The organism is Microbacterium esteraromaticum, from assembly GCF_900163815.1.
GTDB classification, from domain to species: domain Bacteria; phylum Actinomycetota; class Actinomycetes; order Actinomycetales; family Microbacteriaceae; genus Microbacterium; species Microbacterium esteraromaticum_B.
In genome coordinates this window covers 46,510-72,917 of record NZ_FUKO01000049.1, presented here as the reverse complement: position 1 = coordinate 72,917, position 26,408 = coordinate 46,510, and the positions used below count along the sequence as shown (strand labels likewise).

At 67.4% G+C, this 26,408-nt stretch carries 28 protein-coding genes, 1 tRNA gene and 1 pseudogene; 4 read left to right on the top strand and 26 right to left on the bottom strand.

Annotated features, from left to right (window positions below; translation table 11 throughout):
* Positions 1 to 20 precede the first annotated feature (20 nt).
* Positions 21 to 1,130 carry a peptide chain release factor 2 gene (gene prfB, locus FM104_RS16010; RefSeq protein WP_087133195.1) on the bottom strand — a complete coding sequence of 370 codons (1,110 nt, stop codon included), beginning with the start codon at positions 1,128 to 1,130 and terminating at the stop codon, positions 21 to 23.
* Positions 1,131 to 1,265: 135 nt separating this feature from the next.
* Between prfB and FM104_RS16005 the strand changes: the two genes are divergently transcribed.
* Positions 1,266 to 2,489 (top strand): MFS transporter, encoded by a 1,224-nt coding sequence (locus FM104_RS16005; RefSeq protein ID WP_087133194.1) that lies wholly within the window; start codon positions 1,266 to 1,268, stop codon positions 2,487 to 2,489.
* 20 nt (positions 2,490 to 2,509) lie between these two features.
* On the opposite strand, the gene FM104_RS16000 is transcribed toward FM104_RS16005, so the two are convergent.
* The 7 genes from FM104_RS16000 to FM104_RS15970 are packed head-to-tail and all read right to left on the bottom strand — an operon-like array spanning position 2,510 to position 6,955.
* Positions 2,510 to 2,944: a pilus assembly protein TadG-related protein gene (locus FM104_RS16000; RefSeq protein WP_087133193.1), complete on the bottom strand. Its 435-nt coding sequence runs from the start codon at positions 2,942 to 2,944 to the stop codon at positions 2,510 to 2,512.
* The gene (locus FM104_RS15995; protein WP_087133192.1) at positions 2,941 to 3,405 is read right to left on the bottom strand and encodes a TadE family protein; all 465 of its coding nucleotides are present in this window, start codon (positions 3,403 to 3,405) and stop codon (positions 2,941 to 2,943) included. The genes FM104_RS16000 and FM104_RS15995 overlap by 4 nt, the downstream gene beginning before the upstream one ends.
* Positions 3,395 to 3,796, bottom strand: coding sequence for a TadE/TadG family type IV pilus assembly protein (locus FM104_RS15990; RefSeq protein WP_087133191.1), 402 nt, complete (start codon positions 3,794 to 3,796; stop codon positions 3,395 to 3,397). The genes FM104_RS15995 and FM104_RS15990 overlap by 11 nt, the downstream gene beginning before the upstream one ends.
* A 19-nt stretch (positions 3,797 to 3,815) precedes the next feature.
* A complete protein-coding gene (locus FM104_RS15985; RefSeq protein WP_087133190.1) occupies positions 3,816 to 4,001 on the bottom strand; it encodes a hypothetical protein in 186 nt (61 codons plus the stop codon).
* 22 nt (positions 4,002 to 4,023) lie between these two features.
* The gene (locus FM104_RS15980) at positions 4,024 to 4,962 is read right to left on the bottom strand and encodes a type II secretion system F family protein (protein WP_087133189.1); all 939 of its coding nucleotides are present in this window, start codon (positions 4,960 to 4,962) and stop codon (positions 4,024 to 4,026) included.
* Positions 4,959 to 5,816, bottom strand: coding sequence for a type II secretion system F family protein (locus FM104_RS15975; protein WP_087133188.1), 858 nt, complete (start codon positions 5,814 to 5,816; stop codon positions 4,959 to 4,961). Before FM104_RS15975 ends, FM104_RS15980 begins: the two co-directional genes overlap by 4 nt.
* Positions 5,813 to 6,955, bottom strand: coding sequence for a CpaF family protein (locus tag FM104_RS15970; RefSeq protein WP_179206840.1), 1,143 nt, complete (start codon positions 6,953 to 6,955; stop codon positions 5,813 to 5,815). The genes FM104_RS15975 and FM104_RS15970 overlap by 4 nt, the downstream gene beginning before the upstream one ends.
* Before the next feature lie 77 nt (positions 6,956 to 7,032).
* Between FM104_RS15970 and FM104_RS15965 the strand changes: the two genes are divergently transcribed.
* A tRNA-Leu gene (locus tag FM104_RS15965) sits at positions 7,033 to 7,114 on the top strand.
* 42 nt (positions 7,115 to 7,156) lie between these two features.
* A complete protein-coding gene (locus FM104_RS16830; protein WP_234988436.1) occupies positions 7,157 to 7,507 on the top strand; it encodes a hypothetical protein in 351 nt (116 codons plus the stop codon).
* 234 nt (positions 7,508 to 7,741) lie between these two features.
* Here the strand turns inward: FM104_RS16830 and FM104_RS15960 are convergent.
* The 10 genes and pseudogenes from FM104_RS15960 to FM104_RS15915 all read right to left on the bottom strand — a co-directional run.
* A pseudogene (locus FM104_RS15960) lies at positions 7,742 to 8,734 on the bottom strand (recombinase family protein); the annotation flags it as partial.
* Between the two features lie 344 nt (positions 8,735 to 9,078).
* Positions 9,079 to 9,780 (bottom strand): hypothetical protein, encoded by a 702-nt coding sequence (locus tag FM104_RS15955; RefSeq protein WP_087133186.1) that lies wholly within the window; start codon positions 9,778 to 9,780, stop codon positions 9,079 to 9,081.
* Positions 9,781 to 9,902: 122 nt separating this feature from the next.
* Positions 9,903 to 10,397, bottom strand: coding sequence for a single-stranded DNA-binding protein (locus FM104_RS15950; protein ID WP_087133185.1), 495 nt, complete (start codon positions 10,395 to 10,397; stop codon positions 9,903 to 9,905).
* 84 nt (positions 10,398 to 10,481) lie between these two features.
* Positions 10,482 to 12,254 carry a type IV secretory system conjugative DNA transfer family protein gene (locus FM104_RS15945; RefSeq protein ID WP_179206839.1) on the bottom strand — a complete coding sequence of 591 codons (1,773 nt, stop codon included), beginning with the start codon at positions 12,252 to 12,254 and terminating at the stop codon, positions 10,482 to 10,484.
* 70 nt (positions 12,255 to 12,324) lie between these two features.
* Positions 12,325 to 12,879: a hypothetical protein gene (locus FM104_RS15940; RefSeq protein WP_256971707.1), complete on the bottom strand. Its 555-nt coding sequence runs from the start codon at positions 12,877 to 12,879 to the stop codon at positions 12,325 to 12,327.
* 61 nt (positions 12,880 to 12,940) lie between these two features.
* Entirely contained in the window at positions 12,941 to 13,453 is a 513-nt protein-coding gene (locus FM104_RS15935) for a hypothetical protein (protein WP_143738482.1), read from the bottom strand.
* Positions 13,450 to 14,973: an ATP-binding protein gene (locus FM104_RS15930; protein ID WP_087133182.1), complete on the bottom strand. Its 1,524-nt coding sequence runs from the start codon at positions 14,971 to 14,973 to the stop codon at positions 13,450 to 13,452. The genes FM104_RS15935 and FM104_RS15930 overlap by 4 nt, the downstream gene beginning before the upstream one ends.
* 56 nt (positions 14,974 to 15,029) lie before the next feature.
* A complete protein-coding gene (locus FM104_RS15925) occupies positions 15,030 to 16,493 on the bottom strand; it encodes an SCO6880 family protein (RefSeq protein ID WP_087133181.1) in 1,464 nt (487 codons plus the stop codon).
* Between the two features lie 186 nt (positions 16,494 to 16,679).
* Entirely contained in the window at positions 16,680 to 18,173 is a 1,494-nt protein-coding gene (locus FM104_RS15920) for a conjugal transfer protein TrbL (protein WP_087133180.1), read from the bottom strand.
* 33 nt (positions 18,174 to 18,206) lie between these two features.
* Positions 18,207 to 18,500 (bottom strand): DUF6112 family protein, encoded by a 294-nt coding sequence (locus FM104_RS15915; RefSeq protein ID WP_373407863.1) that lies wholly within the window; start codon positions 18,498 to 18,500, stop codon positions 18,207 to 18,209.
* A 214-nt stretch (positions 18,501 to 18,714) separates the two neighbouring features.
* Here FM104_RS15915 and FM104_RS15910 point away from each other — a divergent pair, with 214 nt between their 5' ends.
* The gene (locus FM104_RS15910) at positions 18,715 to 19,086 is read left to right on the top strand and encodes a DUF6907 domain-containing protein (protein ID WP_087133178.1); all 372 of its coding nucleotides are present in this window, start codon (positions 18,715 to 18,717) and stop codon (positions 19,084 to 19,086) included.
* 44 nt (positions 19,087 to 19,130) lie between these two features.
* Here FM104_RS15910 and FM104_RS15905 read toward each other — a convergent pair whose 3' ends face one another.
* The 8 genes from FM104_RS15905 to FM104_RS15865 form a co-directional block, all read right to left on the bottom strand.
* Positions 19,131 to 19,436 carry a DUF6112 family protein gene (locus FM104_RS15905; protein WP_087133177.1) on the bottom strand — a complete coding sequence of 102 codons (306 nt, stop codon included), beginning with the start codon at positions 19,434 to 19,436 and terminating at the stop codon, positions 19,131 to 19,133.
* 79 nt (positions 19,437 to 19,515) lie between these two features.
* Positions 19,516 to 20,682: a M23 family metallopeptidase gene (locus FM104_RS15900; protein ID WP_087133176.1), complete on the bottom strand. Its 1,167-nt coding sequence runs from the start codon at positions 20,680 to 20,682 to the stop codon at positions 19,516 to 19,518.
* A gap of 15 nt (positions 20,683 to 20,697) precedes the next feature.
* A complete protein-coding gene (locus tag FM104_RS15895; RefSeq protein WP_087133175.1) occupies positions 20,698 to 21,393 on the bottom strand; it encodes a hypothetical protein in 696 nt (231 codons plus the stop codon).
* Positions 21,394 to 21,923: 530 nt separating this feature from the next.
* Entirely contained in the window at positions 21,924 to 23,033 is a 1,110-nt protein-coding gene (locus tag FM104_RS15885) for a ParB N-terminal domain-containing protein (RefSeq protein ID WP_179206838.1), read from the bottom strand.
* A 17-nt stretch (positions 23,034 to 23,050) separates the two neighbouring features.
* Positions 23,051 to 23,902, bottom strand: coding sequence for a hypothetical protein (locus tag FM104_RS15880; protein ID WP_087133172.1), 852 nt, complete (start codon positions 23,900 to 23,902; stop codon positions 23,051 to 23,053).
* Positions 23,903 to 24,164: 262 nt separating this feature from the next.
* Entirely contained in the window at positions 24,165 to 24,608 is a 444-nt protein-coding gene (locus FM104_RS15875) for a hypothetical protein (protein ID WP_087133171.1), read from the bottom strand.
* Positions 24,601 to 25,443: a DUF2637 domain-containing protein gene (locus tag FM104_RS15870; protein ID WP_256971706.1), complete on the bottom strand. Its 843-nt coding sequence runs from the start codon at positions 25,441 to 25,443 to the stop codon at positions 24,601 to 24,603. Before FM104_RS15870 ends, FM104_RS15875 begins: the two co-directional genes overlap by 8 nt.
* A gap of 2 nt (positions 25,444 to 25,445) precedes the next feature.
* Positions 25,446 to 26,330 carry a bifunctional DNA primase/polymerase gene (locus tag FM104_RS15865; RefSeq protein WP_179206837.1) on the bottom strand — a complete coding sequence of 295 codons (885 nt, stop codon included), beginning with the start codon at positions 26,328 to 26,330 and terminating at the stop codon, positions 25,446 to 25,448.
* Between the last annotated feature and the right edge of the window lie 78 nt (positions 26,331 to 26,408).

Below are 26,408 nucleotides of genomic sequence, written 5' to 3'. Positions count from 1 at the left end.
TCTGTGACGATCCGTGCAGATCAGTCCTCGTCCTTGCGCTTGCGCCACCGGATGCCGGCCGAGATGAAGCCGTCGAGGTCGCCATCGAAGACGCTGGCCGGGTTGCCGGATTCGTAGCCCGTGCGCAGATCCTTGACGAGCTGCTGACCGTAGAGGAAGTACGAGCGCATCTGGTCGCCCCAGCTGGCGGTGATGTTGCCCGCCAGCTCCTTCTTCTTCGCCGCTTCCTCTTCCTTCTGCAGCAGCAGCAGGCGGGTCTGCAGCAGACGCATCGCCGCTGCGCGGTTCTGGATCTGCGACTTCTCGTTCTGCATCGAGATGACGATGCCGGTGGGAAGGTGCGTCAAGCGCACAGCGGAGTCCGTGGTGTTCACCGACTGCCCGCCCGGGCCCGAGGAGCGGAAGACGTCGACGCGGAGGTCGTTCTCCGGGATCTCGACCTCGGTGGCCTCCTCCATCAGCGGAATGACCTCCACCGCTGCGAACGACGTCTGCCGCTTGTCGGCAGAGCCGAAGGGGCTGATGCGCGCAAGCCGGTGAGTGCCGGCCTCGACGGACAGCGTCCCGAAGGCGTAGGGCGCGGTGATCTCGAACGTGGCCGATTTGATGCCAGCGCCTTCGGCGTAGGAGGTGTCCATCACCTTCGCCGGATACTTGTGGTGCTCGGCCCAGCGCAGGTACATGCGCATCAGCATCTCAGCGAAGTCGGTGGCATCGTCGCCGCCGGCGCCGGAGCGAATGGTGATGATCGCGTTGCGGTCATCGTATTCGCCGTCGAGAAGGGTCTGCACCTCGAGCTGGTTGATCGTGTCGGTCAGCGCGCTGAGCTCGGTGCGCACCTCGGCCGCCGAATCCTCGTCCTGCATCTCGTTGGCGAGGTCGGCGAGCACTTCCAGATCGTCGAGGCGACGCTCGACGTCGGTCATGCGCTTGAGGTCGGCCTGTCGGTGGCTGAGTGCACTGGTGACCTTCTGCGCCTGCTCGGGGTCATCCCAGAGGTCGGGAGCGCCGGCTTCTTCGCTGAGGCGCTCGATATCTGCGCGCACCGCATCGACGTCGACCACCTCGCGAATGTCGCTGAAGGTATGTCGCAGGGCCTGGATATCGGCGGAGAGATCGAGTTCAAACATGGCACTTCAGCCTATCGCGCCATGCCCGCACTTCCGTGCCGAACAGGTATGTCCTGCAAGTGCGGGCGCGCCGACACGGCTAGCGTAAAGGCTGTGAGCGACAGCACAGCGAGTGTTCTGAAGCGGTTCGGCCCGATGGTCTATGCGCCAACGGTGCTGTTCGCTCTCGGTGAGGGCGCGGTGATTCCGCTGATCCCGGTGCTCGCCACCAAGCTCGGCGCCGATGTGCCGATGGCCGCCCTCGTGGCATCCGCACTCGTCATCGGCCAGCTTTTCGGCAACATCCCGGCCGGCGCACTCGTCGCGAAGATCGGTGAACGGCTCACCATGGTGCTCGCTGGCATCGCGTCGCTGGTCGCCGGTGTCGGGATGCTGCTCGCACCGACCCTCGTGCTGTTCGCCGCGGCGATCTTCCTGCTCGGCTTCTGCGCAGCCGCGTTCGGCCTCGCCCGCCATGCGTTCATGACCACTCGCGTGCCACCGCGCTTTCGCGCCAGGTCGCTGGCGCTGCTGGGCGGCAGCTTCCGTCTGGGGGTGTTCGTCGGCCCCTTCGTCGCAGCCGGATTGATCCGGCTGACCGGCAGTGAGCTGTCGAGCATCTGGTTCCTGCTGGTCTGCGCGGGGGTGATCGTGCCGCTGGTGCTGTTCGGGCCGGATCCCGAGAAGAGCAACCCGGTGCTGCTGAAGCCGACCGGCGCCGCGGTGGCGGAAGATTCCGGCGAAGTCGTGACGGGCTCGATCCCCACCGTGGATCAGCGCGGGGTGTTCCGCACGATGTGGGCGTATCGCGCGGTGCTCGCGCGGTTGGGCATCTCGGCGGCCACGCTGTCGGCTGTGCGGTCGGCGCGACAGGTGATCTTGCCGCTGTGGGGTGTGTCACTGGGCCTCAATGCTGAGACGATCGCGCTGGTGGTCGGTGTCGCGGGCGCGATCGACTTCGCGCTGTTCTACGCGAGCGGGCAGGTGATGGACCGGTTCGGGCGCATCTGGGCGGCGATGCCCGCGATGCTGCTGATGGGGCTCGGCTTCATCGCCCTGTCGTTCACGCACGACCTCGACGAGGCGACCATGTGGTTCGCGATGCTCGCGGCCGTGCTGGGCGTAGGCAACGGCCTCTCCAGCGGCATCCTGCTCACTTTCGGCGCTGATCTCGCTCCCGAGCGAGAACCGGCGACCTTCCTCGGGTCGTGGCGAACCCTGACCGACGCGGGCGGAGCCGCAGCACCGCTGCTGGTGGCGGCGATCACCGGCCTGGCGTCGCTCTCACTCGCGACGGGCGTGATGGGCGCGGTCGCCCTGATCGGGGCGGCAGGTTTCGTGCGCTGGACGCGGCGATACCTGCCTCCATCAGGCGACTGACCCCGTCGCGCTCAATCGCGTCAGCGCAGCGCGGTGCGACTGGTCGCTGTCGCCTCCAGAGGCACGCCGTCGGGCACGAACGGTGAGAAGAGGGGCGGATGCCACGCAGCAGCCACCGTCACTCGCGCCGAGATGCCATCGGGTGTCACCGCCGAGATCAACCGCGCGTCCTGCGAGACCGCGGCGACCACGGCATCGGCCTGCTCGCGGACGCCACCATCCGTGAGCTCAGCGCGCACGGTCTCGCCGTCGACCTCGAGCGTGAAGCCGTCGGATCCGGCGAGCGCGGCGGCATCCGCCAGCGAGTCGAGTCGCTTCTGCGCGATGTACAGGTCGGTTGCGCTCACGCAGACGAAGAGCACGGCGATCGCGAGAAGCGTGTATCCGAGGATCAGCGGCAGAATGCTGCCGTCTTCATCGGCGGCGATCCGACGCAGGCGCGGGTGGGCGTTCATCCGCTCCCCCACAGTCTTGACACCTTCTGCGCCGATTCGGCTTCGATGGGAATCGCCGCAATCTGATCGAGACCGAACAGCGGAGGCATGAACGGCAGGCTCACGCGGGTGCGCACCGTGACGATGACCGTTGCTCCGGCATCCGGACACTGCGCACGCGCGGGTCGACAGGCGATGCCCACCTGTACGGCATCGGCGTCCATGCCGTACTCACGGGTCACGCTGACGAGCACCGCATCGCCGCGTTGACTCGCCGTGTCGGCATCGGGCGCCTGGGCGATGACGCGAGCGGTGTGCCGAGCGGCGGCTTCGGCACCCAGCGTCTGCTCCTGGATCGCGCCGAGTGCGAGCACGAGGTACACCAGAGGCACGAGCAGCAGCACGCCCGCGACGATGAACTCCAGAGCGGCCGAGCCATCGTCCTCATTCAGAGGGTGCCTCCGCCCCACCTCATTCCTCACCGAACGACTCCACGGGCGCACGCGCTGTCACCTCCATTCCGAGCGGCACACCGATGAGGCCGAGCACGGGAAGCGTGGTGCGCACGCGGATCACGATGCTTTCGTGGCCGAGGCTGGCATCCTGGCCGACCGAGACGTTCTCGGCAAAGTCCGACCCGATGGCCCGGGTGATGACCGCCTGAGCGCGGGCCCGCCCCGCGGCCGGCGTGGTATCGGCGAGCGCAGCGTAATGCGCTCCCTCGACGGCGGCGTCGTGCACGACATTGCGCACGTACATCGCGAACGCCACCTGCAGCACGGCGAGGGTCAGCGCGGTCAGCAGAGTGCCGACGAGCACGAACTCGACGGGGCTGGACCCGCGCTCATCGGCGAGCGGTGATGACGTGCGCATAGCGGAGTCCGGCGCCGGGTCAGATGCCCGAGACGCGGGAGATCGCCTGTTCGAACAGATCGACCAGTGCGGGACCGGCAACGGCCCAGATCACCACGACAAGCGCCGCGGTCATCAAGGTGACCAGCACCCAGCCGGGCACGTCTCCACGCTCGTCGGCGGCGAGTTCCCGGCCGGCAGCGAACCATCTTCTGATCGTCGTCATAGCTATTTCCTTGGGTTGGGGCTCAGCTCAAGCCGAGCCGGAGGATGAAGAGTCCTGGGTAGACGGCAAAGAGCACAGACAGCGGCAGGATGAGGAAGACCAGCGGCAGCATCATCAGGATCTCCTTCTGCCCCGCCTGCTCGATCAGCACGCGCTTCGCCTCTTCGCGCGCATCAGCCGCTTGGGAATGCAGCACGCCCGCCAGCGGTGCACCGTGCTCGAGGGCCGCGATGATCTGATCGATGGCACGGGTCAGGCCTGGCAGCTGCAGTCGCGTCGCGGTTTCTCCCAGCGCGTCGGCAAGCGGCGACCCCGTGTGCACGGCCAGCACGGTCTGCTTCAGCTCGTTCGTGAGCTCTCCGCTGCCGATCGTGGAGACCCGACGCAGGGCATCCAGCAGCGATTCCCCCGCCGACAGGCACAGGGCGAGAAACTCCAACGTCGTCGGCAGCTCGTCTGCCAGCCTCGCTCGCCGAGATTTCGCCCGTGCGGTCAGCTGCATGTCGCAGGCGGCAGCGGCTCCCGCGCCCGCGAGCACGGGCAGCAGCACGGCGGGCGCGGTCATCCTTCCGGCGACGGCGATCACTACGACGAGCACCGCGCCCGCGACCAGCCCCGCCACGCCCCACGCGAGCTGACGCCCGCGGAAGGCGGCGGGGGTCTGCACGACACCCGCCTGCGAGAGCCGCAGCCGCAGGGCCTCGCCGCCACCCAGCATCCGCTCGAACGTCGTTCGTACTCGATCCCACAGCCGTCTCGGACGCACGGGCATGATGCCGACGACCGGGAGGATGCCGGCGGGCAGGGCCTCATCGGGCACGACATCGCGCACATACGGCGCGATCCGCCGCTCCAACGACAGCGCACCCCACCGGGGCAGTGCCGACAGCATCCCGAGCAGACCGAAGGCGAGAGCACCGCCGAGCAGCACCGCCGCGGCCATATCCGTCACGGTGGTCATCCAAACCACCTCTCCGGTTCCGGCAGCCTGCCGATCCGCAGCATGATCCGGTACGCGACGACCGACACGATGGCACCGGCGACGATCACCAGCATCCCTTCGGCACTCGCGTACGCGTCCCGCCCCTCCGGACGCATCGCGAGCAGTCCGAGGATCACCCATGGGGCGATCGAGCCCAGGACCGCGGCACCGCGGATCCAGGATTGGCGCGCCTCAACTTCACCACGCAATGCGGCATCCGCACGGACCGACGCCGACAGTGCGCGCAGCACCCCGGTCAGCTCGGTGCCGCCGACCTGGCGAGCCATTCGCAGCGTCTCCGCGATACGGTCGGCAATCGGATCCGCGAGGGTGTCCTTCAGCCGGTCGAGGCTGCTCTCGAATCGCCCCGACGCGCGCAGATCCCGCGCGAACACGACGAACGCCGGCCGGATGGCCGGTGGTGCGGATTCGGCCAGACTCGCCACGGCATCGGGCAGCGACAGGCCGACCCTGATCGCCGCGACCAGCAGATCGCAGATATCCGGCCACAGCTGTCTACGCGCTTTGCGCAGGCGCAGGCGCCGTCCGCGCAGGAACAGCACCGGCGCTGCGGCCCCGGCGAGGCCGGCGAGCAGTGCCAGCACGGTGAGGAGCGTCACGAGCCAGACGACGGATGCTGTCACGACGCCGAGCCCGACCATGACCGCCACCAGCGTGCGGGTGGGCGTGCGAGAGTATCCGGCTTCTTCGAGAATGCGGCGCAGCCTGCTCCGCTTCGATACTCGTGCGGTGCGCTCGCGCGGCGGCCACAGCCACGGCGCGGCGCACAGCAGCAGCCCGGACCCGAGCACCGCACCGAGGAGCACCGTCATGCGATGTCCTCCGCCCGGTAGATCGGACGGCTGTCGATGCGGCCTTCCGAGACGCTGCCGGTGGGCGCGATGACCTCGACCACCCGGCGGGATCCATCCGGCTCCCGTCGGCAGTGCACCACGTAGGAGATCGATGTCGCCAGTGCCGGGGCGATGAACGCGCGGTCGATGTTTCGTCCCGCGAGCAGTGGCAGCAGGGCGAGCTTCTCCAGAGCCTCGACGGCAGAGTTGGCGTGCACGGTTCCGGCAGCGGGCACTCCGGTATTGAGCGCGAGCACCAGGTCGAGCGCCTCAGCATCGCGCACCTCGCCGACGACGATCCGGTCGGGCCGCATGCGCAGCGCCTCCTTCACCAGACGTCGCAGCGTGATCTCTCCGCTTCCCTCCAGGCTCGCCTGACGCCCCTGCAGAGCGACCACGTCTGGACCGTCGACCGCGAGCTCGAACGTCTCCTCGACCGTGATGATTCGCTGCCGGTCGGCGCAGGACGCAAGCAGTGCGCCGAGAAGGGTCGTCTTTCCCGCGTGAGTTGCACCGGAGATGATCAGGCTGTGCCCGTCGAGCACGGCCTGATGCAGCATCTCCGCAATGTGCGGGGGCATCGACCCCTGTGCGACGAGGGAGTCGAGGGTGCGATGCTGGGGCAGGAACTTGCGGATATTGACCGCCCACGATCCGCGCACCACATCCGCGATTGCCACGTGCAGACGCGACCCGTCGGGCAGGGATGCATCCACGAACGGCTGACTGACATCCACTCGACGGCCGGTGGACTGCAGCATCCGCTCGATGAGGTCGCGCAGCATGGCGTCGGTCAGCTGGAGATCGAGCCGCTCGCTCGCACCGCCCCGCGCGACGAACACCCGGTCAGGTCCATTCAGCCAGATCTCCTCGATCTCAGGATCATCGAGAAGCGGCTGCAGCGCCCCGAACCCCGACACGGATGCCAGCACATCGCGCACCAGCGCCGCCTCGTCGTCGATCATCACGCCGCCGCGCTGCAGAGCGAGGTCGTTGTGCCGGCGCACCTCGGTCTGTGCGATCCGCCGCGCCTCGTCGGGCTGAGCGGATGGATCGGTGTGCTCGAGCCGCAGACGGCGACGCACACGCTCGGCGACGACAAGGGACGGATGACTCACGCGGGCATCTTGACAGAATCCCGCGGCTGGCTGCAGAAGTTATCCACAGGCCTGCAGATCACTAGACTGGTCGATGCGCGGGAGTGGTGGAATTGGTAGACACGCAGGATTTAGGTTCCTGTGCTTTCGAGCGTGTGGGTTCAAGTCCCACCTTCCGCACACAATGAGCGATGTTGTAACCCCGGCCTGAAGAGACAGGTCTTGGGTTACAGCATCGCTCTCTTCGTTGGTGGTGGTGCGTGCTTCGGCCCAGGCGATGGCCTGCTGCTTCGTGCTCTCGTCGAGGATCATGGTGAAGGGTGCGGCGGTGTTGGCGGTGAGGGTGCCGCCCTCGTTGAGGTAGATGCGGGTGAAGAAGGTCTGGTTCGCCAGGCGCTTGTTCTGGTCGTCGCAGCGCTCGTAGATCTGGGCGAAGTCGCGGGCGAGGTCGAGGGCTCCGTCGATGAGGTTGCGGGCTCCTTGGTAGTCGTTGTGGTGTTCAGCGATCTGCGCCTCGATGCCGTCGAGTTCGGCGCGCAGCCGGGTCTGGAACTTCTTCAGTTGGTCCAATGACAGGGCGTCGGCGAGGTGTGCTTCGAGGAGCTTGTCCTGCTCGTTGAGGTTTTGTTTGCGGCGTTCGGTTAGCTCGCGGATGGACTGATTCGTGCCTGCGGTGAGCTGGTCGAACTCGTGGGCGAGCATCCCCCGGAGGGCGTCGGTCATCGCTGGATTGAGAGTGATGCGCTGGTAGTAGTCGGCGACGAGCTGCTCGACCCTGTCGACGGGTGCGTAGGGCATGTCGCAAGTAGTGCGCTTGTTGTTACGGCCCAGACAGATGAAGTACGGGTAGATGTTCCCGTGCCGGTTTTTCGCGTGGATGATCGTCATCCGCTGACGGCAGCGCCCGCAGTACAGGGTGCCTTTGAGGAAGTGATCGTGCTTCTGGGTGCGGACCCCGGACTGAGCGTGGGAGCGGAGCACGGACTGCACCTGGTACCAGATCTCGGGTTCGATGAGACGTTCGTGCGCGCCGTCGTAGCGGACGCCGCGGTAGACGACGTCGCCCTTGTAATAGGGGTTCTGCAGCATCCGGTGCACCGACGATAGCCCGAGCGGGCGTGCGGGACGCTTGGGCGTCGGGACGCTGCGAAGACCTTTCTTGGTGAGTTCGGTGCGGAGCTTTGCGAGGCTGTAGTTCCCGGATGCGTACGCGGTGAATGCCCACTTGACCAGGCGCGCCCTGTCGGGGTCGAGGGTGATGCCTCGCACTTCGCGTCCGAGATCGTCGCGGTGGAGGGTGTTGCGGTAGCCGATGGGGGCGCGCATGGGGGTGCCGCCGGTAGAGGCCTTTTGGACGAGGCCCTTCATGACCTCGTTGGCGAGGTTCACCGAGTAGAACTCCGCGATCGAGGACATGATCCCGTGCAGCAGCATCCCCGACGGGGTCTCGTCGATGTTCTCCGTCGCCGACACCAGCAGCACGCCTGCTTCGCGGAGCGCGAGGTGGATCTCGACGTCGTCTGCACGGTTGCGGGCGAGCCGGTCGACCTTGTGGACGATGCAGTACGCGACCTTGTGCGCCTTGACGTAGGCGATCATCTCCCGTAGTGCGGGCCGGTCGGCTTTCTTCGCCGACTCGCCCGCGTCGACGAACTCTTTCACGATGCCCGCGCCCAGGGCGTCGGCTTTGGCGTGGTTCGCGGCGCGTTGGGCGGGGATCGAGAATCCTTCGTCGTTTCCGCCCTTGGTGGCCTGCTCCTTCGTCGACACCCGCAGATAGGTCACTGCGGGAGCAAGCATCGTTTCCGCAGGCGGAGTGGATGGAGGTGCGATGGTGTCAGTGGCATGCAGCATGGCGGGGGTCCTCGGTTTTCTCCCCGCCGATGCGTGTTCTGGGCGGGTGGTGATGTTACCTTCCTTCGGCAGTGAGATCCGGGGCACCGCGAACGGGTTTCAGCACTTCCGGACGCGCGATCACAGGCTCGTTCTGGAGATCGCGACTGGCGTGGGCTTCGGCGAGCGTAAACCGGACGAACAACTCCGTCAACGCGGTCATGTTCGGACGCTCCCGGTGCACCACCCGGATCCCGTAAGAGCGTTCCGCTTGCGGGACGTACCCGGTCTTCCGCTGATACGGGCGACGCCTACCGGCTATCACGGGCCTGCTGTTCTTCGGAGATCACGTCATGGATCGTTGCGTCTTGTTCCGCGCGTCGTGCGGCGACCTGTTCGGCGACAAATGCGAGGAAGTCGTCCGTGCGCCCTGCGACGGGGCGTTCGGTGGTGTCGGGTTCGGTCCAGTCTTCGGCTTCGCCGCCGGGCCAGGAGGTGATGCGGGTGGGGCGGTCGCGGTCGAGGCGGGTGCCAGAGATGGTGACCCAATCCCGCAGTCGCTCCCGCGCTTGGGAGAAATCGTGATGCCAGGCGAGGGCCTGGTTGCCTTTCGCCTGGGGGTCGAAGCAGAACAGCCAGTGCTGGCGGAGGGCGGAGAGCTCCCAGAGGAGCTCGGGGTGGCGGTGCCACATCGGGGGCACCACCTGCGCGGGCAGGCCGTAGGTGTGGCGGAGCCAGTCCACCCACCCGTTCAACTCCAGGAGCTCCGCTTCCAGGTCTGCGGGCGGGAGGGTGCGCCAGTTGATCGGACGGGCCACCGCGGTGAGTGATTTCGCCAGGTCCGCTACGAACGTCTGCTTCGCGAACGCTCTTGCTTTCTCAGCGACGTCGGCGGGGAGCTCGGACAGGTCGATCCCGTCGAAGTCAGGCCCCTGCACGGTCGGATCCGCATCAGGCAGATCGGGGTCATCGGGATCAGGCAGGTCGGGTGGTGTGGGGTTGTCGGTACTCATCAGAAAGCTCCCGGGACAAGGCGAGGCGAAGAAGGAGAGCCGCGAAAGTCGCGGCGAAGTGAAGGAGGCGGGTGCGGCGGCCAGACGGAGGTGGTGGAGAGGCTGGTCGCCGCACCCGCGGCTTATCGGGCGACCGCGTCGCGCTGCACGGTGCCGGTACTCGCGGTCGCGGCCGGTGGCTCCGGGTCGAGCTGCGCTTCCCGCTCGACTAGGGCCTGCTGCATCTGTTCACGCACCGGGGTCTCCTGCTGCGGGGCCTCTCGCTCGTGCGGGGTGCGGTCGACGGTGTAGCGGGTGATGTTGTTGTCGTGTCCGATCCGGGAGGCGACGAACTGATCCCGTTCGGTGCCGTCGCTGCCGGTGTAGGTGCGGGTCTCGCCTTCGGCGAGGAAGTTGTCGCCCTTACGGAACTGCTCATGTGCGAGCTGGGCGGACTTGCGGAACATCACCAGGTCCGTGAACGTCGGCTCCAGTTGAGTGAACGTTCCGTCATCTTCGAACCGTGCCTGGGGTTGCCCGATCCGGGCGTAGAGGCGGGCATCGCCCTTGCTGGTGAAGGTCAGTTCCGGGTCGGACGCGACGAACCCCGACAGGGACTCTTTCGTGCGAATGGTCATCAGATATCGCTCCTCTCGGTCACACCCCGCAAATGCTGGGGTCACCAGACAGGTACGACCAGCACCCCGGATACCGTGGCCCGGCTACCGGGCACCGCCCTGGAGGGCCTGCTCGACCTCGCCCCGGTCCGCCCGGAGCTGCTTCGCATCCGTCCGGGACGGCCAGGGGCGCAGGTTCGTGATGATGGGGCGAGCAGTGCGGAGCATGACGACACCGGTCCCGAACGGCAATGTGCGGAGGATGTCGGGTGGGAGGATCGGCACCCGCCGGATCGACCGCTGGCTCGAGTGCGCCCCATAGGCGTCGGTCGTGACGGAGTTGGTGGTCTCGTCCCGGTCGCCGATCAACGTGGACAGGTCTTGGAGGTCTCGGCTGTTGGATGCTCCGCCGAGGATGATCTTCACGATGGAGGCGTCCCAGATCGCGTTCGCCTGGTTCTCGCCCCACCTCTCCCTGGCTTGTGCGAGGGACTGCAGGACTGGTAGCGGGGTGATGCCGGTGCCACCGCCTTCTGCCATCAACGTCGGCAGACTGGGCAAGGGGGCGAGGTTCCCGACCTCGTCCAACGCCAGCAGCAGGGGCGGGTCCATGCGGGCGCCTGGGGATCGGGCGGCGATCTTGCGGGCAGTTTCGACGAGGTCTTCGATGAACGCGGCCACCAGCGCCGACGACGCCCCGGCCCCCGCACCCGTGGCGAGGAGGTACAGCGTCCCGTTGCCGAGGAGGAACTCTTCCGGGTCGAATTCCTCGCCTGGTCGTGGTGAGACGGCGTCGAGGACGCGGGGGTCGGCGAGGGCGGCGAAAGCGAGGGACACGCCCTGCCAGATCGAGTCTCTGGTGCGGGGGTCTGCCTGCACCATCGCATCCAGCGAGTCCGCCCACCCTTCCGCGGCTCCGGGGTGGGAGGAGAGGATGCGGACGGCGTCGGCGGCGAGGGTGGGGTTCAGCGCCCACTGGTAGAGGGTCTTCGCATCACGTCCGTCGAGGGCGGCAGCGTGTAAGAGGGCTTGGATCGCGGCGGTGGTCTTCCCTTCCCAGAACCCGGCGTCCTGGACGCCGCCGAATCCGGTGGCGGTGGCAAGGCCTTTGGCGCGGATCATCGCCGTGAGCGGGTCCTGGCAGCCTCGCACCGGTGACCATCGCATCCCCGCCGGCAGCCCGGGGGCGAGCTGCTGCGGATCGAACACCGCCACTTTCCCTTTCTGGTCCCGTGCTTTCAGCGTGGCAGTGAGGTTGTCCGGCCGGGTGGAGGTGGTGATGACGGCGCCGGGGGCGTCGAGGATCGCGTTGATCACCACGTGCAGGCCTTTCCCCGACCTGGGCGGGCCGATCAGCAGAATGCTGTCTTCGACGGTGGCCCAGACCTGCCCGCCCTTCCCGGCACCGAGGAGATACCCCACCTCTTCGGGGCGTGCTTTCTCGGTGAGCGAGGGACGCAACGTGGTGGCCTTCTTCACCAGCGCCTTCGGTGACGCCACCCGTGCAACCTCGGCCGTGGTCGCCGTCCCCGCCAGTCGGTGCGGGTCCGTCTTCGACCGGGTGCGGTGGATCGCACGGAACATGAAGAACCCCGCTGCCCCGAGCACCCCGAGGACCACGGCCACGGCCACGACCGTCCAGTACAGGAACGGGTTGAGGCCGTCCGCGCCGAGTGCGGCACCCGGGTCTGCGGGGGTGGCGAGGACACCGACCCCGGATGTGAAGCCGCCTGACGGTTCGGGCAGGCCGGTGAGGAACGCGGCCACGGATCCTGCGACCCGGAGCAGCCCGGTGAGCACGGCGGCGGAGATGAGGGCTCCGAGGGCGAGGTTGATGACGAGGTCGTTAGCGGGTTTCGCCTGCACAGGACCAGACACAGTGAACGCACCTTCCCGACCCCGTGACAGCGGAGGGCGGGGTCAGGAGACAGGTGCGGCAAGTGGGCGATCAGTCGATGGGGTGCACCGAGGTGGTGCCAGAGATCCGGCCCAGCAGGATCACCTCTCCGGTGATGGCGGGCTGCTCGTCACGGTCGACCAGGGCGCGTGCCGTCCCCGTGAGATCTGCGGTGGTGTGGCGCAGGATGAGCGCGACGGCGACGTCTTCACCGGGCACGAACCCGTCACCGGTGCACTCCCACAACTGCGGCACCACCACACCGGACGACGCGGTCTCCGGCGGCGCGAACAGCGAATCCGGCTGCGGCGTGGGTGGGGTGAGAATGTCGGCGTGCACGCTGCCGTCCAGTTCTCGCACCTCCACCCGTGTCGGTGAGCCGAGGCGGGCGACGAGCCCGGTGACCGTCGTCGCGATCTCGTCCCGACGGATCGGGGTCGCAGCGAGCCTGTCACCGTTCACGGTCACGACCAGAGTGTCGGCGCTGACGGCTTCGAGCAGGATCTGCGGCAGCACCGCAGGAACCACCACCGCAGCTTCCTGGTGGTCGATGCCGGGTGTCGTGGACCGCGTCTGGCGTTGGCGACGGGTGCGACGCAGAGTCATACCGTCACCTCCCAGGACGCGACAGCCTCGATGCATGACAGCAGGGACAGGGTTCTGTGGGTCATGTCAGGAAGGTGCGCTGCTGATCCGCCCGCATCTCTCCCGGGCTGGTGAGCGGCTCCGGGGTGAGTGCTTCTTCCCGGACCGCAAGGTCGTGGACCGTCTTCGCCCACCCTTCCGCGAGATCCAGGAGCTCGGCGTAGTCTGCCGAGGCGATCTCGCCTTCTGCGAGGGACACCCAGGGGTGGGTGCCGTCGGGTTGTCGCTGTCGTGCTTCCGCCGTCCAAGCCCACGAGGTCGGGACCCGGTCATCATCAGACCAGTCCACGCCGGGCGGGTATTGCTCCTCGATCACGAACCGCGGCGAGCTGCCCTCAGGTGGGTAGAGCACGAAGTGTCCCGCCCCGAACGTCACAGGATCCTCATACGCGAGCAGCACATGCTCGGAGAACGCGTCCTCGATGCGGTGCAGCCCCGCGTCGAGCGCCATCATGTTCCCCACCAGCTCCTCGTCTGACAAACCGCCCGAACCACCCGGACCCTGGTGGTCTCGGGCGGGTCCGCGTACGCTCATGACACGCCTCCAGAAGGTTCAGGAGCCGTGAACTCCCGCGAATCTGTCAACATTCGTTGACGAGTGTCGAAAGCTCGATATTCTTCGGGATGTAGTTGGTGCTGGACCACGTATGAGGATTCTTTGATCCGCCACAGCCCCTGCCCCGTCCCGAGGCTAGGGAGGAGTTTCTGTTCGGTGCCGGTCAGTCCGAGGGTCTTGCCGGTGGTGCCAATCTGGTCGGATTCTTGCCGGTAGATGATCCGCGACTCCGCATTGGCGAGAAGGCTGTTGGCGAGGGCGCGCATGGCGGAGCCGTGGTCTCCGACGTTGTCGAGGTCGGTGAGCTTGTGGAAGATCAGCAGGTTCGCGATCCCGTAGTGACGGGCGAGCCGCCAGTGCGCATCCATCCGCTTCAACAGCGCCGGGTGTGACATGAGTCGCCAGGCTTCGTCGTAGACGACCCAGCGTTGACCGCCGTTCGGGTCCAGCAGTGCGGATTCCATCCACGCCGACGAGCACGTCATCAGCACCGAGATGAGGGTGGAGTTTTCGACGACGCGGGACAGGTCGAGGGTGATCATCGGCAACGTCGGGTCAAACGTCACCGTGGATGGGCCATCGAAGAGGCCTTGGAGGTCGCCGGAGACGAGGCGTCGCAGGGCGTGGCCGACCATGCGGCCGTCCTCGGCCAGGCGGTCGTCGTCTGTGGGGTCGGAGGTGAGGATGCGGTCGACGACCATCGGCAGGATCGGCACATCGTTGCTGGCGACGACGGCTTGGAGTGCGACATCGATGACCGTGTGCTCCAACGGTGACAACGACCGTTCGAGGACGGTTTCGGCGAGGGCTCCGATCAGGTCGCGGCGGCGGGAGGCGACGGTGGAGGCCCACTCCGCGTCGGTGAGTCCTGCGGGTCGGTAGCCCTGGTCGAGCGGGTTCAAGCGGTTGCGTAACCCGTGGCCGAGGATGATCGCTTTCCCACCCACCGCTTCCGCGACGGCGGTGTGTTCGCCTTTGGGGTCGCCGGGGACGTAGACGCGGCGTCCGAACGGGATCGAGCGGGTGTACAGGCTCTTGGCGAGGGAGGATTTCCCGGAGCCGACGATGCCGGCGAGCACGAGGTTGGGGGCGGTGATGATGCCGCGCTGGTAGAGCACCCACGGGTCGTACACAAAGGATCCGCCGGAGTACATGTCCTGCCCCACGAACACGCCCTGGGAGCCGAGGCCTCCTTCGGCGAGAAACGGGTACGCACCCTGCAACGCGGCCGAGGTGTCCTGATGCGCAGGCACCCGAAACCCCCGATACGAACGCAACCCCGCAGGCCCCGGCTCGCCACTCCTGGGGAGGTAGTTCGTCGAGCGTGCCTCGGCGCGTTCTGCGGCGAGCTTCGCCTTCTCCGCCTGTCGCTGCTCGGCGTGCTCGCGGGTGATGACTTGGCGGGCGGCGCGCTCCCGGGTCTTGCGTTTCTTCCGGCCGGTGCCGTCTTCGACGAGGACGGTGGAGTAGAGCTTTTTCGGACTGGTGTGCTGTCCCATGAGCGGTGGCCTTTCTACGGGAATGCGCGGTGACACCCGTCAGGTACGCCCCACCCTCAGATGCCCCGGCACAGCGGCAACGCCGCCGCGACGAACGCCTGCGCCTGCTGCCCGACCAACCGCTTCGTCTCACACGAGGCCTGGATCGCGGCCTGTTCGATCGCGGACACGGCGGCTTCGAGCTCGTCCGCGGTGGTCGCGGAGACGGCGAGGAGGCCGGTGTAGCGCAGGACCCCGTGTCCGCTGGTGAGGTCGGCTTCTTGTTGGAGGACGTCTTGGTATTCGGCAGATTGTGTGGCGTCTTCGATCTGCCCGACCTTCTGCCGCTGAGCCGCATCAGAGATGTACTCGGTCTTCTTCTTCCGAATATCCCGCGCGGCCTGATCACTGCGGATCGGGTCACACAGCAAAGTGAACGCCCGCCGGATCCCTGAGCTAAGGAGCACGGGTGCGAGGAACCCTGGGTAGACGAGGGAGCGGGGCCACTCGCTGATCCACAACACCGCATGATGTGCACTGTCGGACCGCAACTGCTCCCAGGTCTCTTCCACTGCGACCGGGCCCGCTGTGGCGAGGTCGTGCCCAATCTGTCCGGACCGCTCTAGTGTCGCGGCGATCGCGGGGTCATACGCGGAACGAAGCATGACCGCGAGCTGCCCGGGCGTGTACCAGTCGGTGGGTTTGAGGTCTGCGGTGCGCAGCGCGGTCGTGAGGGTCTCCATCTCCTGCTTGAGGACCACCGCCGCACCGCGGAGGCTGCCGCCCGCGGTGCGGATCGCACGGGACGCTGCCCGCATATCCAGGGACAGGGAGATGGTGGAGATGTGGCGTTCGCCTGCGGGGCCTGCCCGGTCGATGAGTTCCCGGTAGGTCTTCGCGACCCAGGAGTCGTCATCATTGCCCTGTTCGGCCCACCACTGCGCGAGCCCCGACCCAGAGTCCGGCACAGTACGTTCGAGGACTTGGAGGCGGGCGATCCTCGTGGACCGGCAGGCGGTGGACAGGACGCGGCCCCAGGCGTGGACGCGGCGTTCCTGTTCGCCGGGGTCGAGGAGGATGAACGAGGGATGTGTCACCTCCACCAGCGCCGTCAACGTCTGGGCGTGCGGGTCGTGCACCATGACCGCACCGGTGTCGGGGTCCTCGTACTGGCGAAGCGGTGCCGCATCCCCGGGCAGCGCGAGCGTTCCCGCAGGGCGGGGCTTGACGATCCGACGCCGGTATCCGATCTGGCGGAGGGCTTGACGGAGGATCCAGTGGAGGGTGATGGGGACCCATTCGACGAGCTTCCGGCCGCCGATCGGTACCCAGGCGAGGGCGGTGGCGGTGCCCCAGATCGGAGACGTGTACAGGGCGGCAGGGCCACCGGTGTAGAGGGAGGCGATGAACACGCAGACCGCGACGGAGAGGGCGATGACTTGTGGGAGGGAGAGGCCGAGGATGATCCCGCGCTTGGTGAGGCGGGAGAACTTCACTGCTGACAACTCGAACTCGGTGCGGGTGGACGCAGTGCTGGCCATGGGTGCTCCTGACGCGGCGGGGTGATCGGGGTCGCCGGTCAGGTACGGGCACCATAGCGGGCGGCGGCCCGTGAGCACCCCGGGGGTCAGGTCGCTGGCTGTCCCCCAGGGCGGATGTTCACGGCGCCGCCGCCCCGAATGACGACGGGTGTCACCTCCTCTCCGATATGCGGACCCTCGTTCCGGTCAGGTCTTCGGCGTCGGTTTCGGCGGAGGGGGTGCCTCGCCGTGGTTCGGCTTGGCAGGCGGCTTCTCCACGCCCGCAGCAGGTGGCTTCGATGGCGGACCACTCTGCGGTGGGATGCTCGGGTGCGCCGGTGGCGTCGACCGGTCCGGCGGCGGCGCGGTCTGTCCCTCTGAGGCGGCACCGGCGTGGCCGTCTGCCGCGCGACCGACCGCGTCACCGGCCTTGGGGCCGGCCTCCGCAGCGCCCTTGGCGATCTTCGCCCCGGCGACGGCCGCGATCCCTACCGGTCCAGCGGCCGCACCAGCCCCGGCACCGGCCGCCCCACTGCCACCGGCTGCTGCGCCACTGCCTCCGGCAGCGGCACCGCTGGTGCCTGCCGCCGCACCACCACCCGCGCTGCTCCCTGCGGCTCCGGCACCACCCCCACCGCCCGGCGGAGGCTTGGACCCACCACCCGGAGGGGGCGGCGGATTCCCGCCACCGCCACCGCCACCGCCGCTCTTGCTGTCGCCACCGCCACCGCCGTCGAGGATCTTCTGCGGCCCTCCGCCGTCGGGTTTCCCAGGCAGCGGCATGGGCCGGTTCATGGCCTGCTTGGACTCTTGCTCGGCGCTCATGACGTGGTACATGTCGAAGCCGACGAAGGAGATGAATTTGTAGACCATGTAGGGGGCGAACGCGGCGATGAACATCAGCACGATCCCCGCGATCGGATCCGCAATCGAAGACAGATCCATGTCGATCGGGGCGTTGACCTGGTTGATCGCCACCAGGAACACCACCACGATCACGAGCTTGGAGAAGATCAGGGCGAGGACGAAGGACGCCCACTTCCCGAACCACCCCTTCGTCGCATCCCACGACGCTCCCGACAACGCGATCGGTGCCATCACGACCGCCACCAGGATCAGAGCCTTCCGGATCAGCAGTGAGAACCAGACGATCGCTGCCGCGCAGATTGCCAAGAAACTGAGGAAGATGGTGATGATCGCCCCGGCACCGGGGGCGGTGAGGGTGATCGCAGTCAGCCCGGCCACGAGGACGCCGATCTTCCCGCCCATCTCTTCCAACGTTGTCCCGGTGGCTTGGATGATGCCGATCGAGAGCTGGTCGACGATCTCCAGCAGTGTCGCCGTGAGCGTGATGACCAGGAACGAGCCGAGCACGCTCTTGGCGAGGCCGAGGGCTGCGCGGGAGAGGGAGCCGGGGTCGCGGCGGATCAGGCCGGTGATGAGTTGGAGGCAGAAGAAGATCAGCATGACGAAGATCGCGATCCCGAAGATCAGGTTGTACACGCCGATATACCCGGCCCCGGTGATGTCGACCAGGGTGGTCGAGTCGAACAGTGCCCACACGCCCTGGAACAGCCAGGACGCGGCGGCACCAATCGCGGACGCGAGCCAGTCGAACGGTGCGCTGATCAGAGTCGCCGCACCCTCGCCGACCGTGTCGCAGACGTTGCTGATGATGGGGACGTCACAGATACCAGCCACAACACCCCTCCCTTCCGTAGGTAGAGGTGATCGTTAGGAGACGGTCTGGCCGACGTTCCAGAAGAAGTTGATCAGCGTCACGCTCGCGCCGGTGATGATCGCCGCCCCGCAGGAGATCAGCACCCCGACCTTCCCCCGCGAAGCTAAATGCGGGTTCGAGGAGTTGGAGCCGAACCCCCAGACGACGGCGGAGACGATCAGGGCCAGGACGGACAGGATCAGCCCGATAGTCATCACTGCGCCGACAATGGTGCGCAGCGCGCTGATGCCGGGGAGCCCGGCGTCGTTGGGTGTGACGTCGATCTCCGCCGGGAGAACACCAGTCATGGTGGTGAGGGTGTCGAGGACGGCAAGCATGAGGGCTCCTTCACAAGCGATCGCCCCGTACCCGGTCGTGCGGGGTCACCTGGACAGGTGCGTTGCCGGGACATCCCCCTCACCTGGTGTTCTCTGTGTGCGATTCGGCTCGCTTTCCGATGCCGCGTCGGGCTGGCCGTTCTTCACCCGAGCGCACGGTGCGCACCGGTGAAAAGGAGAGGTCATGTCCATGTCTATGTTCGGCAAGCGGTCAGAGTGGTTGACGGAGCCTTGCCCGCAGTGGTGCGATCGCGACCACCTCGCCCAGCATCTGGTCGACAGCAGACGGCACCACAGCGACTACCGCCTTGTCCCCGTGATCCAACGACTGGCGAGAACGTCGGGATGCGGCAGGCTGCTGACCGACGATGTCGAAGCCGATGAGCTCAACATCGTCGCCTTCCGAGACGTCAACGCCCAGGAGACGTGGGTCGCGATCGCCAACGACAGACAAGGCCTCCAGCTGACCCTGGAAAGCACCACACGATTGCACACAGTCCTGGGGAGCTTCCTCGGCCAGCTCACCGCAGGCGACAACCACGACCAACCCGCCTGAACCGGCACACCTCTGGCTCCCGCAAGCGGTGGTGGGTGCGGGAGTCAGAGGGTGTCGCCGAGACCCAACAAGAAGTTCATCCACGTCACCCCAGCACCGGCAAGGATCGCGGCTCCGAAGGCGACGAACACCCCGACCTTGCCTTTCGCGGACGTCTGCGGGTTCCCGCCCGAGGACGACACTGCCCACACGATCCCGGAGACGACGAGCATGAGCACCGCGACAACCAGCACAATCGTCAGCAGCGCGCCGACGATCTCGATGAGCGTGGAGCGGCCTCCGACACCACTCAGGTCGGGGTAGACGTTCTCGGCCGGCAGCAGCGCAGTAGTCAGGGCGGTGGTAGGCATGCGGTTCTCCTCAAGACAAGGGGCGGGCGGGCACCCATCAGGTGCGCCACCCACCCCGCCCGGCCTCCCTCAGCTCGGGTCAGGTGGTGCAGCCCGGCCCGCCCCCGACCGGCGCGTCGATGCCTTCCACGCCGTGCTCGGCGAGCCACGGCTCCGGATCGACCGGGGGCTGGTCTGCGCCGCCGGGGTGGACTTGGAAGTGCAGGTGCGGGCCGGTGGAGTGGCCGCTACTACCGACGTCGCCGATGTGCTGGCCTGCAATGACCCGGTCGCCAGCGGTGACGTGGATGCCGTGCGCCCACATGTGGATGTACTTCGTCGCGGTCTTCTCCCCGTCGATGGTGTGCTCGAGGGTGATCTGCCCGGAGAACCCGTCGACCATGCCCGCATAGACGACAACGCCGTCAGCGAGGGCGAAGATGGGGGTGCCGTCGGGGGCGGCCCAATCGGTCCCGGCATGGAAACTCGGCACCCCGGTGATCGGGTGGACCCGCGGCCCGAACGACGACGTATGCACATAGCTGCCCTCCGGCAGCGGAAACACCAACCTGCCCGTCTCCGGGATGTTCGTATCCCCAGGCACCCCGTTCCCACCGCTGCTGCTGCTGGTGAGGGTGTCGAGGATCGTCACGGCGACGGGCTCGTAGTTCTGGTACCGGTCCGAGTACGCGGAGACTTCGACGGCTTGGGCGGCTTCGCCTTTGTCCATCTGCTGCCAGCCGGGGATGTCGAGCAGTCCGCGGGGTGAGGGGTGGTTGGGGCCGTCGGGTCCGCCGTAGAACGCTCGCGCCTGGTAGGTGGTATCCATGAGTTCGGCGACGGTGCCCCACCCGGCTTGCGGTCGCATCTGGAACAGGCCGAGAGAGTCGTGGTCACTGCCGTTGCCGTCGTTCGGGTAGTCGCCGCTCTCGGGGTAGGTGCCGGTGTTGGCGAGTTGGCGGAGCGTGGATTCGGTGAGCGCCGCCATCAACGCGATCAGGATTCCGTCCCGCCCGACACCGGGAATGCCCGAGCCGGTGGTGATGATGGTTCCGGCATGGGTGAGTTGCTGCTTGTTGAGGGTGAAGGTGTATCCGTCCTTCATGGTGACCTCGAGTTCGTCGGGGATCGGGCCGAGGATCACGCCGCTGGCGATGCAGTTGCCCTGGTTGAGGACGGCCGGGTTCACCAGCACCCCGATGCTGACCAGCCCGAGCATCGGGGCCAGCAGCAGGAAGGTGGCTACGGCGGCAAGGAACTTCTTCATCACAATCCCCGTCAGTCAGCGGAGAGGGTTGTCGAGTTCGGACAGGCGCAGCAGATGGCACCGGTCGAACACCGGCTCACAGGACACGAACACGGTGAACGCCACCGCATGCTCGCTGGTGACGGGGTCGTCGTACCAGACACCGTCCCGGTGCCTGATGCCCTCGACCGTGTACGCCACCGTCCCCTCGGTGATCTGCCCGCCCGAGGCGGCGACGGTTTCCTCCCACTGCGCGGGGATGAACACCTGGTCGATGGTGATGCTCTGGCGGGTGCGGTACTCGGCCAGATCCCGCCACGTCGACGCCGACGGGAAATACCCGTCAAGGTCGGAGATCAGTCCCGGGGTCTCGGTGCCGGACGGGTCGGCGTCCTCGATCAACACCGCACGGTGGTCCGCCGGAGTCAGCAGCGTGAAGGTGTCCCAGGTGAACAGCGTCTCCGCGACCGCACGCACGTAGGCTTCGGAGTTGTTCGTGCGGGGCAGGGCTGGCAGCTCAGTCTGTTCTGGCTGTCCGTTCGGGTCGGTGGGGTCGACCGGTGCCGTGGACGCGGGTGCGCGGTCCCCGGGATCATCGGTGTTGCCTCGGGGCCCGGTGATGAGGCCGTAGATGCCGATCCCGGCGAGCACCGCGATGACGAGGCCGGTCGCGGTGAGGGTGATGATCAGACGGCGACGACGACGCTGACCGTCGGGGCGAGGAGAGGACATGAGGCGGGGCCTTTCAACAAGAGGGCGGGCGGGGTCACCCGATAGGTGCGCCTCCCGCCCGCTGGCCGTTCCGCTCTCAGCGCGTGAGGCCTCTGCCGTCGCTGGTGTGTCCGCGTGATGCTGGGGGTTCGGGGTCGAGGGCTGCTTCCCGTCCCGCGAGTGCTTCAGCCAGGTCCTCAGATCGTGTCGGTGCGGTCTCAGGCTGCCAGGCGATCCGCCCGTTCTCACTGTGGGCTTTCATCACGAGCTGGACCACTTGCTCTGTGGAGGCTGCGGCGATCGTCAACCAGCCTCCGGCCTTGACCGCGTGCTCGCGACCCGCAGCCCGGTCACCGTCGTCAGTGGCAGCGAGTGAGACGTGCCGCTGATGCCAGGCCGCGAACTGCTGCAGCCCCTGCTGGACCCGGGACAGCGCCAGGTGCAGTGACCCGAGTACGTCATAGGTGTCTTCCGGGGTCTCGATCTGCCGAGTCGCATACGCCAGCCCCCGTGCGGCTTCCGCCAGTTCATCCGCGTCCCGGGACGAGTCCTCAAACGTCGGCCTCAGCGTTGTCCTCGCTTGCGATTCGGGCGGTGCGGGCTTGGTCGAGGAATGCTGCGGCTTCGGTGATGTAGGTGTCGACGAGCTCCCACTGCTCGGCGTCGGCATACCGCCCGAAGTCGGCGGGATCGTAGCGGTCCCACCAGCCGTGCTCCCGGCGCAGCAGATCGACGAATTTGCGGATGGCGTGTCTCTGCCGCAGCAACGGGTCCGCGTCCGTCCACCCCTCCCGCGGCGCGAGAGCTGCGGCATCCTTCCGCAACTGACCCACCCGCCCCAACGCCCGCGTTGCTTCCTTCATCGCATCCTTGGGATGCTCCTGCGCCTTCACCAACTCGAGCTCCGCCGCAGCCGCCTCCCGGACCGCATCGGGCTCGTCCAGGTCGACCGCCCACCGGTCCAGGGTGTTGAGTACTTGGAGGAGCTTCACTCGCAGATAGCGGCCGTTGACCTTCCCATCCGTGTTCAACTCGAGCAGCGCTTCGGCAGCGGCCTGCCGCACCTCGGGATGCTCACCGTCGGATGCGGCGATCTGCTTGAGCTCCACGACCTGATCGAGCATCGAGTGAGAGTCCCGCCCGGTCACGGCTTTCGCGGCTTGGATACGCGTCTTCCCACCAGCCGCGCCGCCCGTCGGTTGCGGTGGTGTTGAATCAACACCACCGTGTTCACTCCCGCGAACATCCCGCTCCTCCCCGCCTTCACCGTCCTCGGCGGCGGAGGTGCGGGCGAGGGAACCGAACTGCGTGCTCTCCTGCTTGCGGGCGTTCTCTTCGGTGTAGAGCTGCTTGAGCTCCTCATAGAGCGCCGCCTGTTCGATCGGGGTGAGCATCTTATGAAGGGTGTTCTCGTCCTGGATCGCCAGGACGGTGGACAGCTTGTCGGAGACACCCTGCACGACCCACACCGGGACCGTGCGGTGCCCGAGGACGCGCATGACGGCGAGGCGACGGTTACCGGAGATGAGGACGTTGCCGGTGGTGATCACGATCGGCGACAGCAACCCGAACCGACGGATCGACTCCGTCAACTCCTCCAGATCCCCAAGGTCACGCCGGTAAGAGTGACCATCGATGATCTGATCCGTCGCATGCTCCAACACCAAATGCCCCCGACTCACGACACGCCCCCGTTCTCCTCTTGCCCGTCAGGTACGGAAGCCATCCGGCGAGAGGTCTCGACGAGGGTCTCGTCGCGGAGAAGGTCAGCGACATCGTCACCGAGCAGGACCCGCGCGAACAGCCCGTACTCCCCGCTCTTACGCCGCCTGGTCTTCGTCCCGACAACCAGGCGCACCAGGTCTGCCCATTCGGTGGCGGTGTATCCGAGGCGGATCGCGATGTGCCGCTCATGGGAGACGATCTCCAACGCCGAGGTCCCGGAGGACAGGCCGGTGATGCGGTGGGCGATGTAGTCCACGGCCTGCTCGACCGGGCGTGCAGGCCAGTCGGTCAGGACGAGGAACACACAGGTAGCGCGGATCACCCGATCCACCGACCTGTCCACCCCTTCGCCGTCGTCTCGGGCGTAGAAGGAGTGGGCATGGGGGTGGACGTCGTAGAAGAACTCCTCGTAATGCCCAGCCCGCATCGGCTCCTCCGCCGGACGCTTCGACGGCCGCCGCGCCTTGTCCTGCGACGTCATGTTCCGGTCGGCGTTGACCTCGGCCGCGATGCCGAGCGCGACCGCACGAGTGATCACCGCCCACGGATCATCCGCACGCAACGTCGTGGGTTGCCGCATCGCGAGGAACGCCTCATACGCCGCATCATCGGGATCACGCCGCCAAGCCTTCGCGATCGGCGCATACTTCCGCGTCGCGTAGACCATGAGCTCAGCAGCGACCGGGCTGGTGGCCCACGCGTTGTGCTCGTTCAGCTCCATGAGCAGCCCGCGCAGCCCCTCGCTCGTGGTGAAATCTGGCGGTAGTGACGCGGTCGGCGCGGGGGTGGGTGTGTGGTGGTTCATAGCGACTCCTGAAAGAGATGAGATCCGTCGGTAGAGAGGTGCGACCCCCACCCGGATGAACCCCGACTTGGGCTCACCGACCACCGCCCACTGCGCAGGCAAACGGGCCGTGCGGAGGCGTGATGGAACCAGCAGACCTGCCCGGTGGGTGCGAGTCTGTGCGGTGCCGCCGGGTGCGACAGCGAGCAACCGGGCGGCGGAATGAGTAGTTAGGGGGTGTGGGTGTCGTGCGGCACTCGGGTGGTGCCGGGACAGGCAGCGGTCACCGGCTCACCCCCGTCCTCCCGACCACACGCCCCGAGGCGCTCGTCGGACCGTTCAGATCTGGGTCAAGTTGCTCCTGCCTGCGGGCCAGGCGTTCCTGCAACTGCGCGCGGCCTTCACGGACCCCGTCGAGGACCGCGTCACGCAAGCGAAGATTCAGCTCTGCACCGCGGTCCAGGACGGCACCGCCCGCTCGGGCAGCGAGATCGGTGGGTCGTACCCACTGCACGCCCGGGCGCTTTGCGACCGGATCCGTGCCATCTCGCGTGAGGGTGGGATCGCCGTGGGTGGCGAACTCCGACGCCCGCGCCTCCTCAGCCGCCCCGCGCGTCGACGGTGTGGAGGGCGTGTCAGTGTGCTCGCCCGTGCCCGTCTGCTGATCGTGATCCGTGACGCGCGGCGGGTCCAGGTGCTGGTGGCCTGGGGTGGTGGGGTCAGTCATGTGGATCTCCGTCCTGTTGACGGCCAGGTGCGTTCAGCCACCGGCCGACGGTGGTGGGATGCACCCCGAGCTGGGCCGCGATCTGCCGCTTCGACACGCCCTCCGCATTGAGGGCGAGCGCCCGAGCATGGGCATCTCGCTGTCGCTCGCCTCTTCCGCGAGCTGCCACCGGCCGTGCCCCGGTCCTCGTCTCCGGTCGCGCCGCGACTGTCGTGTCCGGCGGCTCGAGTCTCACGCCCTGCTCGAAACGGTCCGGGTCGCCGGAGGTCGCGATCGTCGTGATCTCCGCAGGGACCCGCGGACGAGCCCTCGGTTCTCGACCAGCTGGAGCGGGTGCGGTGTTGCGGGTGAGTTCGACGGTGAGATGCGTCATCGCCAGCAGCACCAGCGGCGGCACGGAGGCGACCAGTGCCGCGACCAGGGCGGGCACGCGGGTGTCGGCCGCGACGACCGCGTACGTGATGTTCGCTGCCACCGACATTCCGGCGCCGGCGCCCAGCAGCAGCCACGCGAACCGCCGCGCAGGACGGGCAGAATCCCGCAAGGCGACGACACTGATCGTGGCTTCCAAGATGACACCGTCGACGATCAGCGGCCATATCCACGCCTGTGCTGCGGGGAGCCCGGAAAGGACCGCGAGGTCGCGGAGAGTCGTAAACGACAGCCAGAACGCGCCAAGAGCGAGCAAGATCGTCCCCGTCACCGCAAGCACGACGACCAGGCGCGACACCCCACCCCGCTGCATGCCACTGGGCAACAGGCCGTCGGGTGCTTGTTCGCCCGGGCTCAGGTCAGGATCGCGAGGGACGCGGACCGTGCTCGCCGGGCGGGTCATAGTTACCTCCCGATCCCGGACAAGGAACGGGCACCCTGCGAAACGGGGTCATCGGGCTCGACAGCGATTCGGGCGGCGCGGTGTGCGGAGCGGATCGTCGCTGCGATCTCCCGCGACTCCAGTCCGGCAGCGGTCGCCGCGGGCTCGAGCACCCCGAAGGTGTCGGGTTCGGGCAGGCCGGCCTCAGCGAGACGGCACGCGGCCCAGAACAATCCCGCGTTCCGATTCCCTTCCGCAAGCCCGGCGACCCAGTCCGCGAGTCGCTCCACCGATGTCTCCCGGCGGGCTATCGGACCTGTGGCCGGGCGCGGTCCTGGGGTCGGAGTGAGAAGGTCCCGAACCCCGTCCGCATCAACGGGCCGAGGAACGCGTCCGCGGGCAATGATCTCGTAGCGGCGGTCCCCGTGGTCGGTGGTAACAGTGGAGGGCGGGGCAATGATGTAGCCGCCAGTACCGCGGAAGTCCACATGCGCCCGCCCCCGCGACCACGACCGCGGCTGCCGATCCGGATCGGACGGGTAATACAGATGCAGGCCACCCGACGGGGACCTGACCGCTTGCTCCCATCCGCCAATCAGCCCCTCCCGCTGCAGGACACGGAGGATCGGATAGCCGGTGCCGGTGGCGTGCACATCCAGATCCAGAACATCCACCACCGTCCCGGTGGGGATGCCGATATTCGCGGTCGGGTACCGTTGCCACCACGCGTCGATCTGCGCAGGGTCGGTGGAGGCGTCCTGGAAACCATGCGCGGTCAGTGGATGCTTCTGACCAGGTGCACAGGGGAACACCGGGATGCCCGCGGCGGCGTAGACGGCGGCCGCTGCCCCGAGTGCGCCGGGAAGGCGGGCGGGCATCGACCATGTGGTGGCGTCGGCGAACGACATGTGCATCTCCTTCGGGACACAGCACGGGCTGGGGGCTCGTGCGCGGTGTTACCGGGAAGGTGCGGCAGCAGTCATGCT